Origin of the sequence: Sutcliffiella cohnii (assembly GCF_002250055.1) — a bacterium.
GTDB classification, from domain to species: Bacteria; Bacillota; Bacilli; order Bacillales; family Bacillaceae_I; genus Sutcliffiella; species Sutcliffiella cohnii.
Map to the genome: position 1 here is coordinate 1,496,903 of NZ_CP018866.1, position 16,230 is coordinate 1,513,132.

At 32.6% G+C, this 16,230-nt stretch carries 14 protein-coding genes, 1 tRNA gene and 1 pseudogene; 12 read left to right on the forward strand and 4 right to left on the reverse strand.

Features of this window, described 5'->3' with window-relative positions; all coding sequences use genetic code 11:
* Positions 1-101 precede the first annotated feature (101 nt).
* The 6 genes from BC6307_RS07095 (at position 102) to BC6307_RS07120 (ending at position 7,313) form a co-directional block, all read left to right on the forward strand.
* Entirely contained in the window at positions 102-473 is a 372-nt protein-coding gene (locus BC6307_RS07095) for a nucleotide excision repair endonuclease (protein WP_066411248.1), read from the forward strand.
* A 385-nt stretch (positions 474-858) separates the two neighbouring features.
* Positions 859-933: transfer RNA gene (locus tag BC6307_RS07100), tRNA-OTHER, on the forward strand.
* 47 nt (positions 934-980) lie between these two features.
* The gene (locus BC6307_RS07105; RefSeq protein WP_066411245.1) at positions 981-1,199 is read left to right on the forward strand and encodes a hypothetical protein; all 219 of its coding nucleotides are present in this window, start codon (positions 981-983) and stop codon (positions 1,197-1,199) included.
* A 364-nt stretch (positions 1,200-1,563) separates the two neighbouring features.
* Positions 1,564-3,258 carry a M3 family oligoendopeptidase gene (locus BC6307_RS07110; protein WP_066411243.1) on the forward strand — a complete coding sequence of 565 codons (1,695 nt, stop codon included), beginning with the start codon at positions 1,564-1,566 and terminating at the stop codon, positions 3,256-3,258.
* Between the two features lie 582 nt (positions 3,259-3,840).
* Complete coding sequence (locus BC6307_RS07115; protein WP_066411242.1) at positions 3,841-4,749, forward strand: HamA C-terminal domain-containing protein; 909 nt, start codon at positions 3,841-3,843, stop codon at positions 4,747-4,749.
* Entirely contained in the window at positions 4,746-7,313 is a 2,568-nt protein-coding gene (locus tag BC6307_RS07120) for a DEAD/DEAH box helicase (protein WP_066411241.1), read from the forward strand. The genes BC6307_RS07115 and BC6307_RS07120 overlap by 4 nt, the downstream gene beginning before the upstream one ends.
* A gap of 272 nt (positions 7,314-7,585) precedes the next feature.
* Here BC6307_RS07120 and BC6307_RS07125 read toward each other — a convergent pair whose 3' ends face one another.
* The gene (locus tag BC6307_RS07125; protein ID WP_235858037.1) at positions 7,586-8,275 is read right to left on the reverse strand and encodes an EcsC family protein; all 690 of its coding nucleotides are present in this window, start codon (positions 8,273-8,275) and stop codon (positions 7,586-7,588) included.
* Between the two features lie 602 nt (positions 8,276-8,877).
* On the opposite strand from BC6307_RS07125, the gene BC6307_RS07130 reads away from it, so the two are divergent.
* Both BC6307_RS07130 and BC6307_RS07135 read left to right on the forward strand, forming a co-directional pair.
* Entirely contained in the window at positions 8,878-10,158 is a 1,281-nt protein-coding gene (locus BC6307_RS07130; protein WP_066411240.1) for a hypothetical protein, read from the forward strand.
* Positions 10,159-10,228: 70 nt separating this feature from the next.
* Positions 10,229-11,242 carry a hypothetical protein gene (locus BC6307_RS07135; RefSeq protein ID WP_066411238.1) on the forward strand — a complete coding sequence of 338 codons (1,014 nt, stop codon included), beginning with the start codon at positions 10,229-10,231 and terminating at the stop codon, positions 11,240-11,242.
* A gap of 174 nt (positions 11,243-11,416) precedes the next feature.
* Here the strand turns inward: BC6307_RS07135 and BC6307_RS25700 are convergent, their stop codons facing one another.
* Complete coding sequence (locus tag BC6307_RS25700) at positions 11,417-11,674, reverse strand: competence protein ComK (protein ID WP_084380114.1); 258 nt, start codon at positions 11,672-11,674, stop codon at positions 11,417-11,419.
* A 284-nt stretch (positions 11,675-11,958) separates the two neighbouring features.
* On the opposite strand from BC6307_RS25700, the pseudogene BC6307_RS07145 reads away from it, so the two are divergent.
* Positions 11,959-12,030: pseudogene (locus tag BC6307_RS07145) on the forward strand.
* A gap of 229 nt (positions 12,031-12,259) precedes the next feature.
* Positions 12,260-12,535: a hypothetical protein gene (locus tag BC6307_RS07150; RefSeq protein WP_066411236.1), complete on the forward strand. Its 276-nt coding sequence runs from the start codon at positions 12,260-12,262 to the stop codon at positions 12,533-12,535.
* A gap of 62 nt (positions 12,536-12,597) precedes the next feature.
* Here BC6307_RS07150 and BC6307_RS25705 read toward each other — a convergent pair whose 3' ends face one another.
* Together BC6307_RS25705 and BC6307_RS07160 are read right to left on the reverse strand one after the other, a co-directional pair.
* Positions 12,598-13,104 (reverse strand): competence protein ComK, encoded by a 507-nt coding sequence (locus tag BC6307_RS25705; protein WP_084380112.1) that lies wholly within the window; start codon positions 13,102-13,104, stop codon positions 12,598-12,600.
* Positions 13,105-13,182: 78 nt separating this feature from the next.
* Complete coding sequence (locus BC6307_RS07160) at positions 13,183-13,428, reverse strand: helix-turn-helix domain-containing protein (protein WP_066411232.1); 246 nt, start codon at positions 13,426-13,428, stop codon at positions 13,183-13,185.
* Positions 13,429-13,651: 223 nt separating this feature from the next.
* Between BC6307_RS07160 and BC6307_RS07165 the strand changes: the two genes are divergently transcribed.
* Both BC6307_RS07165 and BC6307_RS07170 read left to right on the forward strand, forming a co-directional pair.
* Positions 13,652-13,867 (forward strand): hypothetical protein, encoded by a 216-nt coding sequence (locus BC6307_RS07165; protein ID WP_066411226.1) that lies wholly within the window; start codon positions 13,652-13,654, stop codon positions 13,865-13,867.
* A 356-nt stretch (positions 13,868-14,223) separates the two neighbouring features.
* Entirely contained in the window at positions 14,224-15,828 is a 1,605-nt protein-coding gene (locus BC6307_RS07170) for a DUF262 domain-containing protein (protein ID WP_066411223.1), read from the forward strand.
* Positions 15,829-16,230 lie beyond the last annotated feature (402 nt).

The following is a 16,230-nucleotide window of genomic DNA, read 5'->3' on the forward strand; positions in this document are numbered from 1 at the left end:
AGAACTGAAGAAAGAATTAAGTATATTAATTAAGTGTTATAACTCATTTCTTTTCTACACATAATACCATTATCTCTACACAAAAGGGGAAATGATTAAACATGATAAAAATTAGCATTCCTACTCCAGATATTACGATTACAGAACGGAAACAATTTCCGAAAGGAAATGAACCAAGAATCAAAGATATTTACGGATTTATTGATTTTCATCTAATACCAAGAGATAAAGGTGGCATTTTCTTATTTTTTAACATAAATGATGAACTTCTTTTTGTTGGGAAAGCACGGAAACTACGTCAAAGAATTAAAAAACATTTTGAAGATACTGTTTCACCTATTAAAGATCACAGAGACGAAGTACATAGAATCGATATTTGCTTAGTAGAAGATCCAATGGAACGAGACATTTATGAGACATATATCATTAATAAACTAGAATCCAAATATAACGTTGACAAAGTATTTTATTAAAATGTTCTATTTTCTACAAAAATCTTTTAATTAACACAAAAAATAACCCACCCTTGAGCAGCGCAGCTAACAGGATGGGTTATTTTATTCCCACAATGCTGACTCCCTTGAAGGGAACTTGCTATTGTGTGGACCTCTAGTGTTACAGCACCAGCCGGTCTTTTTTAGTAAATGACTATTAATACAAATATTATAACCAAAACCTAGTAGCGTTTGCTGGTGAAAATTGCCAGAATACAGGGATCATCATGACAGTGAATTTTCAATATATGTCCCCCTGTTGGCATTGCTAAGGCGAAAAGGGAAGTATTTAAAAAGTGGAAATAGAATAAACAAATAATGATAGGGAATAATATATTTCGTTACAGCCGTAATGTTTTTTTGGGGACTTGTAGCTCAATGGTAGAGCAACCAGTATACGCTGAGTGTCTAGTTGGTTCGATTCCAACCAAGTCCACCATTATCGAATAAAGATATTTTAATGAGTATTCATTATGAGGGTGTCTAATGAAAATTCAAAACCAAGACCTATACCATGTGGCTGTGTTAACACAAATTGCTGAACATTCACCTTTTAAAGCACTTTATAAAGAGGATTCTCTTTATGGGGACTATCTTGTCAACGATAACACAAGGCTGTTAGTTTTATATTTAAACGAGGAATTATTACTATGGCATTTTAAGTTTAGTAATCATGAATTGCAATCCATGCAAAGTGATTTGTAGTATACGAGCCAAGTGTTCTTATGCTTAGTGTGCGGCGAAGTAACTATCTGTGCAGTAGTTATTAAAGAGTTTTCTAATTTAATAGATGTTACCTTACCCAAAAGAAAACCAATCAAATTTTTGAAAGGAACGAGGGGACAGGATCGTTCACGCATTTGTTAAACATCTATGTGTGAACATTTCCCCATGTCTCTTGCAATAATTATATTTACTCTTTCACCAATTACGTTAGCCAGTCCATTCTTGTAACTTTATGTTTCGGAAAACGAAATTCTTTTGCTTTTTTAAAAGGAATTAAGGAGTACTTTGTCGAAAATACGTAGTATACATTGTTTTATACATATTCAGCAAAAGGGGAGTTATCATGAAGTTTAATGAATATCAGTATGTGAGACCGAACTTAGAAAAGGTAGAAGCGGAGTTTAGTCAGCTTTTAACGGACTTTACCAATGCAACGTCATTTGAAGAACAAGATAGAGTAATGACTGCTATTAACGAGGTTCGTAGTGAAGTAGAGTCTATGAGACAAATTGTTCAAATCCGCCATACAATTGATACAACAGATGAGTTTTACCAAGAGGAAAAAAGCTTCTTCGATCAAGTCGGACCAGCTTATAAAGGGTTAGTAACAAACTATTACAAAGCATTAACACAATCGAAGTTTCGCGCACAGCTAGAAGAGAAATGGGGCAAGCAATTATTTCTACTTGCTGACAGTGAGTTAAAGACATTTTCACCTGACGTTTTAGATGATTTGAAAGAGGAAAACAAACTTGTTAGTGAGTACGTCAAGCTATTAGCTGCAGCAAAAATTGAGTTTGAAGGACAAGAAAGAAATCTCGCTCAATTGGCTGCTTTCCATCAATCAACAGATCGAGAAACTCGTAAACTTTCAAACGAAGCAAAATATGCATACTTTGTTGAAAACGCAGATCAATTAGATGAGCTGTATGACAAACTAGTAAAAGTGCGTACAACAATCGCTGAAAAATTGGGCTTTGATTCTTTTACAGAGCTTGCTTATGCTCGTTTAAAACGTACGGACTATGATGCAGAGATGGTCGCTAATTTCCGCAATCAAGTAAAAGAGTATATTGTTCCACTAGCAACAAAGTTAAGAGAAAAACAGCAAGAGAGAATTGGTGTTGATTCATTAAAGTACTATGATGTTGGATACAGCTTTAAAACAGGAAATCCAGATCCTAAAGGGGATGCGGAATGGATTGTAAGACAAGCAAAAAAGATGTATGATGAGATGTCTCCTGAAACAGCAGAATTTTATAACTTTATGCTAGATCATGATTTAATGGACCTTTTAAGTAAGAAAGGTAAAGCAGGTGGAGGCTATTGTACGTATATTAGTAAATACAAATCGCCATACATTTTTGCTAACTTTAACGGTACTAAAGGTGATGTTAGAGTTTTAAAACATGAAGTAGGACATGCGTTCCAAGTATATTCTAGTCGTGGATATGAAGTTCCTGAGTATGGGTTTCCAACATTAGAAGCATGTGAAATTCATTCGATGAGTATGGAATTCTTTAATTGGCCATGGATGGATCTATTCTTTGAAGAAGATACCGACAAATATAAGTTCTCTCATTTAAGTGAAGCAGTACAGTTCATTCCTTATGGTGTGGCAGTGGATGAATTCCAGCATTTTGTTTACGCTAATCCAAAAGCAACGCCACAAGAGCGTAAATCTGCGTGGAGAGAAATAGAGAAAACGTATTTGCCTCATCTTGACTATGATGGAAATGAATTTTTAGAGAACGGTGGTTTTTGGCAACAACAGGGTCATATTTACAAAGTACCATTCTATTATATCGATTACACACTTGCACAAATTTGCGCGCTTCAATTCTGGAAGAGAACACAAGAAAACAAGGATGCAGCGTGGGCTGATTATTTACACTTATGCAAACAAGGCGGAAGTAAATCATTTACACAATTAGTGGCCGAGGCAAACTTAATTTCTCCATTTGAAGAAGGTTGTGTAAAATCTGTAATTGAAGAAATCGAAGTATATTTGGATTCTATTAACGATAAAGAACTCTAAAAGATATAAATGTAGGAGCAGAAGTTAAGATAACTTTCTGCTCCTTTTTATAGGTTAAGTTGTACTTTCCTGAGGTAAAGAGACCTCGCGGGACAGCGTTATGGATCTTGTCCTATAAATATAAATAATACGTGAAATGCAAGTTTATATTCACTAGGCGGTATCAATGTAGGGTGAAAAAAGCAAGATTCATTCACGCCCTAGAGAAGTTCTATATAAGTTTTGTGATAGTTAGACCTTCAAAAAAATGGAAATGCGGGGTTTTACTTAAAGTCGGTCTTTTTTTAGTAAAAAATAGCGATTGACTTATTTGCCATTATACGCTGTCCCAATGTCCTACGATAAGGCTTTTTTACCATTGTTTTCATCACCTTCTCCTAATATTACGAGCCTTTCACCAAACCATAGGGAATATATTATATATCATTATTTTATTTGTGAATTTATTGAAAAAAATCCTTAAATCAAGGAATATGAACTTTTCAGGATAACGTAAGGAAAAGGTTGTTAACTAACTGTTACCATTTTGGGATTTTATTGGTATAATTGAACCAATAAAATTGTATTAAAGGATGGATTCTGTTGCTTCGACCGCTAGTAAGAAAAACATTTCTTAATCATTTTTACCATGAAATTCAAGATCAGAAACTTGATGAGACACACTCTAGAATTAATCTGCATATTTTAAAAATTGCTAATAATAAATTTGATATAAACCCGCTATTTAGGGAATTATCCAATTCAATGATAACGTTCTGTCTTTCCAAAAAAGAGTATCAGCAGTATGTTGACCAACAACGATTTGGCGAATTAAATATTGCAGCTCAAGAAAAATTCAGAGATTACCAGTCAAATGAAGGGGAGTTTGGTGAGTTATTGCTGTATTGCTTTTTAGAGACTCACCTTGAAGCACCTAAATTATTAACTAAAATGAATTTGAAGACATCACATAATGATTATGTAAAAGGTGCCGATGGAATTCATTTATTACAAGTTGATAATAATGAATTTCAAATTGTATTTGGAGAATCAAAAATGTATCAGACGCTTAGAGGTGGTATTAATAAAGCTTTCGAATCAATAAACAGTTTTCTAAATCATTCCAAAAACAATGTTGAATATGAACTGCAACTTATTAATTCCCATTTAGCACAAGAAATTGTGGACGATCAAACATATGATCAGTTAAAAAAAATTATATTTCCAAGCGCAAAGGAGGACGTTATCCAAACAAATCATGCATTTGGAATTTTTGTGGGGTTTAATTTGAAAATCACAAATGAAATGAAAAAATTGTCTAACACTGAATATCAAAAACAGATAAGACAACTGGTGAGTGAACAGGTGAAAAAGGAATTTAAGCACATAGATGGTTTAGTGGATAAATACGATTTATACGGTTATTCCTTTTACATTTATTGTATTCCGTTTGTGAAAATAGAAGATGTTAGAAAAGCTGCGATTAAAAGGTTAAAAGGTGAAGTGTCATGAAATTATTAGAAAGACTTGCTACCGATGCGTTTGAAGACGAGTATTTTAATATGTTATTCGATAAAATAAATAAGATATATTTCCAGGATATATTCAGAGAAGAAGTAGAAGTACTAAATGAAAAAGAGTTAATAGATATCTTAAGGTTTTGCGATATCTTATCTAATTCAACCAACAACAAACATAAAAATATTGCTTATAAAGTTGTTACGCTTCTTTATCCTTTTTATAAAGAGAAATCCTATTTTAAAACAGTATCAACTGCAGCTCTTTCTAAAATAGGAAATTTCCCTGCGTTACAATTATTGAACTATGACGTTTCCCTTCCAATTGATAGGGAAATTGAAAGGGATGTAAAAAAGTCAATTCAACATATTGATGACTTTGGGAATATCTTTCTTACTGACTCACAGTTCTCGTTATATCATCAGATGAGGAATGCTTCTGTATTCAGTTTTTCAGGTCCAACTTCAATGGGTAAATCTTTTATGATGAAAATCGTTATATCTGAACAAATGAAAAAAGGAAAAAAGCCTAATATAGTTGTTATTGTGCCAACAAGGGCTTTAATCCATCAATTTGCAACTGAAATAAAAAAGGACTTGCAACACCAACTAGATAATCAAAATTATACTGTTCTAACAAATGGAAATTTAGAGGGAGTAAACATCGAAGGATTACACTTAATCATGATTTTAACCCCTGAAAGGCTACTGTCTTATCTTTCAGAAGATGATTACCCAGAAATTGACTGTCTTTTCGTGGATGAAGCACACAAACTTGCAAGCGATCAAGACAAAAGAAGTGTAACTTTATATACTGCAATCGAAAGGGCTATATATGCAAATCGAAGCATTCAACTTTTTTTTGCTTCTCCTAACGTATCAAATCCTGAAGTTTTTTTGAAATTGTTTAATAAAGATGCACAACATGTATTTTATTCTAATGAATCACCAGTTTCTCAGCAACTGTTTTATGTGGATTTATTAATTGAACAAGTAGCTCATTATACGGAGAATGGAATAAAAGAGTATTATCCCAATATGGTAATGAATCAAAACCTTGATAGTTTGGATTTAATTGAGAAGCTATCTCAAGGACAATCAAATTTAATCTACTGTCATTCACGAAGAGATGCAGTTACAAAGGCTAGACAATTTAGTCTTTTATATGGCGAGGAAACTTTAACCAGATCCCAAAAGAAAAGAATAAATGATGCGATTCAAATTATTAAAAAAATTGTACATCCCGATTATTATTTAATAGATTGTCTGAAAAAAGGAGTAGCTTACCATTTTGGTAGTTTACCACAAGTTTTGAGGTATAATATCGAACAGTTGTTTAAAGACGGGGTTATTAGGTATTTATTTTGTACATCTACTTTGTTAGAAGGTGTAAATCTCCCTGCGAAAAATGTATTTATATTAAAGAATAAAAATGGCAATCGAAATTTCAAGAAAGTTGATTTTTGGAATCTTGCGGGTAGAGCTGGGAGATTGAAATATGAATTGTCAGGCAATATTTTTTGTATTCGTGATGAAGAAAAAGATTGGAAAAAAATAAATGAAATCTTAGATAATAAGGAACAAATTCACATGAACCCAACAGTGTCCAATAATTTAGAGAAAAATTTAACATATATTGTGGACGCTATACAGAACAAAGAAATTAAAAAGATTAATAAAGGCGAACAGGATATCGTCCACTATTTAGCAAACATAATTAGTATTGATACATTGGATTTGGAAACAGATTATCAAACACCGATCATAAGTAATTTAATTAAAAATAACCATGAAAATATTATTGATATTGCCAAAGAAAAAGTACAAAACATAGAGGTACCCTATCATATATTAAAAACAAACCAACATATGGCGGTCGAACAACAGGAATCAGCATATCAATTTATTATAGAAAATGAAGATAATTTTAAGAAAACACTTTTCCCTAGGAAAATAGATTATCAAAATTGTTTAGCAATATTAAATCAATTTTATGATATTTATAAATGGGACAAATATGAAAAAAGACTTAAAAGTAAAAATAGCCTTAAATATTTTGCACTTCTAATGAACAACTGGATTAATGGAACTAGTTTAAACGAGATAATTAATCAAAGTATTGATTATGCTGCAAGAAACAAAAGGAATATTAGTTATTATGATGATGAGAATAGAAAACAATATGATGTATTCTTAAGAAAAAATAGAATCCAAGTTAACACTCTTATTAATGACTTAATAAAAGAAATAGAAGAAATCCTCCGATTTACTATTCAAAAATACGTAAATCACTATTACTTACTCCTAGAGGAAAACTACGGTAAGGAGCAGGCAGGGAGCAATTGGAGCAACTATTTAGAGTACGGCACTCGTAATTCTGTGGTTATCATTCTTCAAAATATGGGATTATCTCGATATGTAGCAAATTTACTTATTAAAGAACACCCAACTTATTTTACAATTAATGATGGCACTCTAATTAACGTTCAAAAAGAAAGTTTACTTAAAGTACTTGAAGAGGGAAGTATAGAAGAGCAGGAAGTATTGATGTATTTATAATACAAAGTTTTCGGATAGAATGTTGTTTTTCGTTCGCTAAAATAAACATATATGTATTATCTGTCTTTCGAGATAAACTCAATCCTACTCCTTGAAAGTGCCTGTTACGTAGGAGAATTACAAAGAGGAAATGGAATTCGGTGGTACCAAGAAACAAGATAACAAGAAAGCGGGAACTGGGGGACATGATTTGTACATGCCTTGTTAACAGCAATGTAAAAAAACGTGTGAATGACTTTTCCTAGTCCCCGTATCTAAAAAACAAAATCTCTTCATTTACCATTTACAATATCAATAATTTCAGGTTCATCATTTCTATTAGAAATTTGCTCTTGAATAAACAGTTTGTAAGCAACATTTCCTATAGTATTTGTAACAACTCCATCTACGGTACCACCAATAATTCCTCCTGCTAAAGGCACCATCTTACCTAAATTTATAACACCTTTTTCTCCAAACTTTGTTAGTAAACGAAAGCCTACAGCTTGGTTGATTTTTTTTATTACTTCGAAAGGAATCCTTTTAATACCGTTTACTGCAAGTTTTTTTCCTATCTGCACGCCTGCATTTTTAAGGATATCTTTGGCTCCATTTCCAGCCAAACAGGCATAAACAAAAGACTTTACCTGGTCATCTTTTACATCATAACTACCCATATGCGCAATAGCTGCAACCATTCTTGTTTGAACTAAAATAACGCTAGTTATATTTGCGGGTACAGCAACAGGTAGTGTAATAATTCCTCCCAAACCTGTTAGAAATCCACTAGTAGCACTTTTGGTGTTTTGCCAAAGTATTAAGCTTTTAACTTTTTCTTCTAAGGTCCCACTCTTTTGTAAATAACTATCAGCTAATTCTATGGCGGTGTCCATTCCAGGTACACCACCATTAATTGCTTTATCATAAGACCAATCTAAGGCCTTCATTATTGCATCGTGTGTTAAAGATTTTGTTTTAGACAATGTTACTCACCTTTCTTTTAGGAAATTATGGTAATATTATACTATAAAACTAAGTGAGTAAATTACTATTTTTCATTTAAATAATAAAATGATGGCGAGAAGCTGAGTACAGTTATTTAAGGAAAAAGTAATAGATTCTAATAATATGGAAAAAATTAGAAGTCAATCCTCTTCAATTGATTGATTTTAAGATATGTAAGCTATTAGACTTCACTCCTACTTCAAACGGTAATATATAATATCGCAATTATAAATATTTTCTCATAGGGGCTACGAAATGGACAGTAGATGAGAATAAATTAATATTTTGATACAAGAAAAAAGAGAATATGAGATGAATTATAAATCCTATTTGGTACATTGCTTTAAAAATATATTTTTCATAACTATTGGATGTAAAAGTAAAAAACTTGTGAAAAAGTAGGTAAACGGTTTTAAAGTTAACAAAAGGTAAGAAAAACTACTAGTCAATATGCCCATATTTCAATTTACTCTAAATAGATAAGTCTATATGTAAACATAATGTTTTCTTTTATTCACACAATGTATAGATGGAAAAATAAGTGCATATTGTGGTATTTTATTACTAGAGGTGAATTTAAATGTTGAATAGACGTCAGGAATTAGCACTAAGAAGTCATGACATTACAATTGGTTTAGGTAATAAACAAGTACCAGAATTTGAATTATTAACAGAAATAGGAAATATGATTAAACTTGCATTAAATATAAGAGGGCTTCCAATTATTCCTTACACTACTCTAAAGTTGGCAGCATATCATTTTTTAGATATTCCAACATATATGTGTAATAGTATAGTGGAGAGTCTCGCAGAAATTGAATTTGTTAAACTATCATCAGAGGGAAAGTCAATAAAAGCAGTCTTACCCACAGTACCATTTTATGAAGATATATATGAGGGAGTTGGTGAATTTGCTGAAACAAAACAAATTAATGAAACAGAGCAATTAGCAGTAACTATACTGAAAAAGCTAACTGCCTCTCCTGTAAGTTCTTCTACAATTTATGAGCTTGGAGCTGAGAAAAAACTAGTGGAACGTAACTTATCCATTGGTAAACAAGGAAACTATATTATTGATAAGAGAAGCAGAGGCAAGGACATTTTATTAAGTCCTGTCTATTTTTCGGAAAATGCTGATCTGTTCTCTGATCTCGTTGCCAAATCTGGAGCAAAGACTGTCCAAAAAATTTTAACATTAATAAAACAAGCACAAGGGATTCCTTTACACATTATTGAACAAAGGAAAGAGATAAACGGAGTCAAGCTAACAGACCCTGAAATAAATCTTTTAAAGAGTTTAGCGCACGATAGCATTATTAAGCCACCGTCCATAAAGACTTCACATGCAGGAGAGAATTACTTTCTATTTACTCCTAAACCGGGAAATGCGCGTCTAAGCCCAACAAAAAGAGAAATCTACGAAAGAGCAATGGCACTTGTTTCAGCAGTAAGACAAGGACAGTATTTGCCAAAGAAATATGCTATTAGGAGTCCATATGCAATACTCAGAAAATTGAAAAATGATCATGAAATTGGCGCAAATACAGAAGCACTTGAACAATATAGACAATTAACTGTATTAAAAGTTGGCAATCTTGTATCTACACCAGCTGGATGGCACAAATTTGTACTAATTAATACAGAAGAAAATATTGAAGCTGTAAGTTTAGCATTAGATCTAGTATCTATGGGAGAAGGACAAGGTTTAGAGGTTGACGACCAAATGAGGTTAGCTATTAGTCAAGGACAAACATATGTTGAATCACTAATTAGCGCAAATAAGTTGAAAGAAAGCGAAAATGTGGCACTTTCTGAAGAACATCAAGAAGAAGTAGACAATATATTTATAGGGGGGGTTTAACATAATTAAGGATAAAGGTTTAAAACTAAAACTGATCAAATATTACATAGCAAATGAATGGTTTCCACATATGGAAGCAGAAATATATTTTGCAGAAGGTGTATCACCCCAGAGGAAGACTGTAACTGATCTCGATACTGTGGCATTAATACCATCCAACTTTGGGGAGCTTAGTTTTTTGATAGGAGATTGTAAAACCTTAAAAAATCAATCTCCTATAACCAGATCTTTTTGGTTAAGTGGATTAATGGGATTGTTGAGGGCAGAAAGAGGAATAGTTCTTCTCACTAAGGAAATTGAGAGAGATCATAAACAACTATCTTCTAATATGAATGTGAGCCTAATGTCAGAAAAAGATTTTGAAATTCTTGCAAAAAAAACTACTACAAACTATAAATTGGTAAACAGCGCACTGTGCGATGGTGATACCTGGGATAAATATTTTGAATTGTACAAGAGGTTCCCACATTTAGAAAATGCAGTGAAATACGTCAAAAATGATTTTTGGAATATTTCTGATGATAAATTGAAGCTTAGAAAGACACTTTACACAATTAGAGGGATTCGAAGAGAGCTTAATCCAGATAATCCCGAACATGTAGCCCTTCTAATTGACCTAATCTCTCTATTCTCTGTAACTCTAAACAGAGTTACTCTGGATATTTTTAATCAGTATCTTCTTCCAGAGACAAAGGAGAACCTATCAAGAGAATTAAAAATTTGGTTATGGGGAGGAATGGACCAATATTTATATTGGAATAAGTTATACCAAATAGCTAGTAATAAAGGTAATGATAATGAAATTGAACTTCCAGAATGGGATTTATTTGTCCAATTAATTAGGCAATTCCTAGAAGAACCCTATTCAACGTCCAGAATTCCCTTGTTATTGAGAGAAATAGCTTTTGAAACCATGTCTGCCCACTCAAGTGATTATACTCTTTCTAGGCAATTAGCAACAAAATATAGCCAAGCTGCTAAATTTGCTGTAATGATTGCTTCGTACGTATGTAAAGCAGCATTGTTACCGAAGGATTTTGATTCATTGATAAGTGAAAAATTAATGGATCTACAATCTTTTTAAAATGGCTGAGGAGATATTATAATTAGTTTAGTAAGGAAGAGTATTAGTCTAACATTGATTATTTTTGACCAAACAAAATATATGCAATAGGAAATTACCTTTGTGGCTATTATTTAAAATATATAAAAAAATCTCCTTATATGTAAAGAGCATCATACAAGTACACGACCCACGCTAGTACAATAGACCAGTGGCCACTCTAGATATTTGGTGAAACATGAACCAGACACAAACCATATGCTCTGGTGAATAGGTTGGAATGAGAATAAGATCCTGCGACTCCGATAATAAAATCGGAGTCTTTTGTTTGTAGTTTGTTCGGTGTACAATTGCTTCTCTTCCACCGATGTATGATGCCCCGTAATATAAGCAACTATTGTTAATGACGTACTGTGGCTTTTCCTTTACATAATAATCTCCTTCCCACTCCAAAACTTAAGTTTGGTGGAACGGATAAAATTGAGGAAGAATAGCAATCGTGCTGCTAGTGATTGTATACTTGTCCATCATATAATGTCCAGATGGAACGAGGGGACAGGAATTATGCACACATTTGTTACCAGCGATTATTGCAGTTAATTTGTATGTTACTAGGTTTATTTTGACAAGGTATTTGTTGCTAAGGCAATAAGGGGAAGTATTTAAAGAGTGGAAATAGAATAAACTGAATAATGATAGGGAATATTATATTTCGTTACAGCAGTAATGTTTTTTCGGGACTTATAGCTCAATGGTAGAGCAACAAGTATACGCTGAGTGTCTAGTTGGTTCGATTCCAACCAAGTCCACTATTTATGAATAAAGGTATTTTAATGAGTATTCATTATGAGAGAGTATAATGAAAATTCAAACCCAAGACCTATTCTATGGGGCTTTGTTAACACAGATTGCAGAACTCTCATCTTTTAAAGCGCTTAATATTCACTTTATGGGCAGTATCGCGTCAACAATAACACAAGGCTGTTTGTTAAATATTTAACCAAGGAATCATCAACTAGCATTTTAAGTTTAGTTATTATGAATTACAATCCATTCAAAATGATTGTAGTTTACGAGCCAAGTGTCTTATGCTTAGTGTTCGGCGAAGTAACTATCTGTGCACTAGATATTGAAGAGTTTTCTAATTTAATAGATGTTACCTCAAAAGAAACCCAATCAACTATTGTAGAAGTTCCACCTAATGGTTCAATGCATGTAAAAGGAACAGTAGGAAAGCTGCCTAAAACATTGCCTCATAATTCGTTTCCGAATAAGCTTTTTGGTCAATTGGCTGAGTCTTTGACTGTTAATTAAAAACAAATAGGGAACTAATTGCAAAAAATAATCGAGGAATTGATACCAGACTTCATGTCCCTTTAATTAAAACTAAAACTAAACATCTGATTAGTACAAAATAATGAATGTATTACGGAAGCTTTTTGGATTTGTTGGTGAATGACTTCTGCGGATATGGGAAGGGGTAGCTCTTCGCCGTTATGAAAAACAATCGTGGAACCAGCAGGAGTTGATGTGATTTTCTTTATTTGGTGAAACATTATCCAGACACAATCCATGTGCTCCGGTGAATGAGTGGGTATGATAATTAGTTCTTGTGACTCCGATAGTAAAATTGGAGTCTTTTGTTTGTAATTTGTACGATGTATAACTGCTTCTCTTCGACCTTCGTATGATGCGCCGTAATGTAGGCAATTGTTGTTAATGATGTAGAATGGTTTTTCCTTTACATAATATTCTCCATCCCACTCCAAAACTCGAGTTTGTAGGAATGGGTGAAAATGAGGGAGAATAGCAATCGTGCTACTTGTAATCGTATACTCGTCCTTCATATTTATATTAACAAATCTCCTTTCAAAAATATGCATGGGAAGAGGCGAAAAATAATAGTTGATATGTTTTCTAGAATGTTAAGTCCTTCATTAGAAAACTAAATGTAGAAGTAATTAATCCCCTTTGTTTTCATTGGCTAATTTACTGTGTTCATTAAACAATCGATCAATACTAATGCCGGTGTTTTGATTGATTTTATATAATGTATTACTCTCCGGTAGATGAACTCCACGTTCTATTCGATTGAGTGTATTAGAGTCTATACCAATCTTAAAGGCAAATTCATCAGTGGTAATGTCCATTTCCATTCTTCGCAGACGTATTAATTTTCCTAGTAGTTTTTTGTCTAGATTTTCCACATCCATTCCCCTTTTTAACACATTATGTAAGGGGATAAGAAAATACGGAACGACGCTTGTGTCGAGTTTTTACAAAATAAGGGGCTTTTCTGATGTTTTTTTATAAAAGTGATGAACGATAGATGTTTTCCTGAAGTTTTAGCTCAAAAAAGTATATGTATCGGCAAATTTCTTCCAAAAAACATGGTAAAATCGTGTTTGGAGTTTACTAGAATAATAGGAGATGCCAAAAAATAAAGGAATATACCTATTTTTATATATTTTAGGCCCTGTGTCTAAAGAACTAGAATTTGTTGCGCGTGAGTTAGAAAAAAGTGTGTTTACAAGGCCCCGGACAATGTTGACGCATGCGAGAGTGTTTGTAGAAAATATTTTACAATTAGTAATGAAAGTGGAAGGGTTCATAGAAGTAAATTGGATGACATTAAAGGTCCGATAAAGGGGAAGTGCTAGAAATTCCATACTTCCTTCGTGATGTATTCCTACTATTTCATAGTCTGAAGAGGATAAATGGACAGGAATATTGTGCACGCATTTGTTAACAGTAATGTAAAAAATGTGTATACGACTTTCCTGTCCCTATGTCCCACATGTTCACATAGTCGACTTTCTTGCCCTCTATAGGATAATACCGTAACATTTCGGGGGGGCTGTTTCAGTCTCTTTATTTGCCATTCAATAGCTTTTTCTACCTATAGAGTGGTATATTGAAAATAGGAGATATACACATTAAAGGTGAAAGAATTGTATTAAGGCAAAATTAGAAAAGAACAACAATAACAAGGGGAAGTTTATATGAAGCAACCTGAAAATGTTAATATAAAGTTTGGAGACCTTATTAATCAGATTGATAGTGGAGATATCAAAATTCCACAATTTCAAAGGGAATTTGTTTGGTCTAAAACTAAATCAGCTGAGTTGTTGGACTCTATTCTTAAGGGATATCCAATTGGAAGTTTTACTTTATGGAAGACTACAGAGAGATTACGTACGATACGTAATTTAGGTGGCGCTAATTTACCTGATGCCAGAGAAGATCATCCAATTGACTATGTATTAGATGGACAACAAAGAATGACAAGTTTATATGCGAGTTTTAAAGGCTTAAAAATAAACAAGAATTCAAATGTTGAGGATTTTGAAGAAATTTATATAGATCTAACAGTAGAAGAAAATGGTCAGCTTGTTATTACCGATGTAAAAGATAGAAAAAAAGAAGAAGTAATTAAGCTAAAAGAGTTATTATATGGTGGCAGAAAGTTAATGAGAATCTATCCAGAGTCGCTTGATGCTAAATTAGAAGAGTATAAAAACCGCTTCATTACTTATACCTTTTCTGGCATTATTCTAAAGAATGTACCCATTGATATTGCAACTGAAGTATTTTCGAGGTTAAATGTCGGCGGTCAACCTTTATCGACTTTTGAGATCATGGTTGCTAAAACATATGATGAAACGAAAAACTTTGATTTATCGATTAAATATGATGAATTTATAAATCGTGTTGAAGATGTTGGATATGAAACAATCTCAGCGAGTACTCTTCTTCAATTAATTGCTGTGCTCATTAAAAAGGAATGTACAAGAAAGCATATCTTGAGTTTGAGTCGAGATGAATTTATAAAAATTTGGGATAGTGCCATTGATGCACTCGAACATGCAATAGATTACTTCAAGAGTTACTATCGTATTCCAGTTTCTAAGTTGCTCCCATATAATGCTTTGCTTATTCCTTTTGCTTATTTTTTCTATCATCATAATGATCGACCAAATAACACACAAAGAAGATACTTGGAGGATTTCTTTTGGCGTACCTCTATATCAGAAAGATATTCACAATCCTTAGAAGCAAAAGTTGCTCAAGATATTAAAAGGATCGACAAAATTTTAGAAGAAAAGCTACCTAATTATGACTATGAGGTAAATATAGAGCCTTCAGACATTATAGACAATGGCTGGTTTAGTACTGGAAGAAGTTTTATAAAAGCAATTCTTTGCTTGTTCACCTATCAGGAACCAAAATCATTTTTGGATAATTCAAAAGTTACCTTAGATAATGATTGGTTAAAAATTGCTACGAGCAAAAATTACCACCATTTTTTTCCTAAAAAGTTTTTAGAAGGAAAAAAAGAGGAGTTTTATATTAATCATATAGCTAACATAACGATTGTTGATGATTATCTAAATAAAAGAAAAATAAAAACCAAGGATCCGTCCATCTATATGTCTGAATTTCAAAAGGCCAATAGAGACCTAGAAAATACGATGAAAACACATTTAATAGATCTTGATAACTTTGGAATTTTCACAGATGATTATGACACTTTCCTTAATAAAAGAGCCGAAGCAATAAGTAATGAATTAAAGAAAAAAATAATAAAACAGTCACTCTCAAAATAAATGCTAGCAAAGGAAAAAGCTGCTTAAGTTTTTACTTACATGATCAAACTGAAAATGCTAAATTTATTTACCACTATTGTCTTACAATCTATTCTAAATCTTTTCTTCATAAGTAGTATCAATTCGAGCCCGACCATCTTTTTATTAGATAGAATAAGCTAATTTAGAAAAGATTGAACACTCATTAATGTTGATAAGTCAATATTTGTGGGTGTTTTGTTTTAGAGGAAAATGGTTGAAAAGGTTGGTTTTGAAATCATATTACACATTTTATGCACAAGAGAATACCTTTTATTCTGGAGTAACCATTCTATAATGTAGGTAGTTAATAAATTGCAGTAGAATTTATACTGCGCAATAAATATGATGAATTTTAGGTAACTTGTGTAACAGTGTATGAAA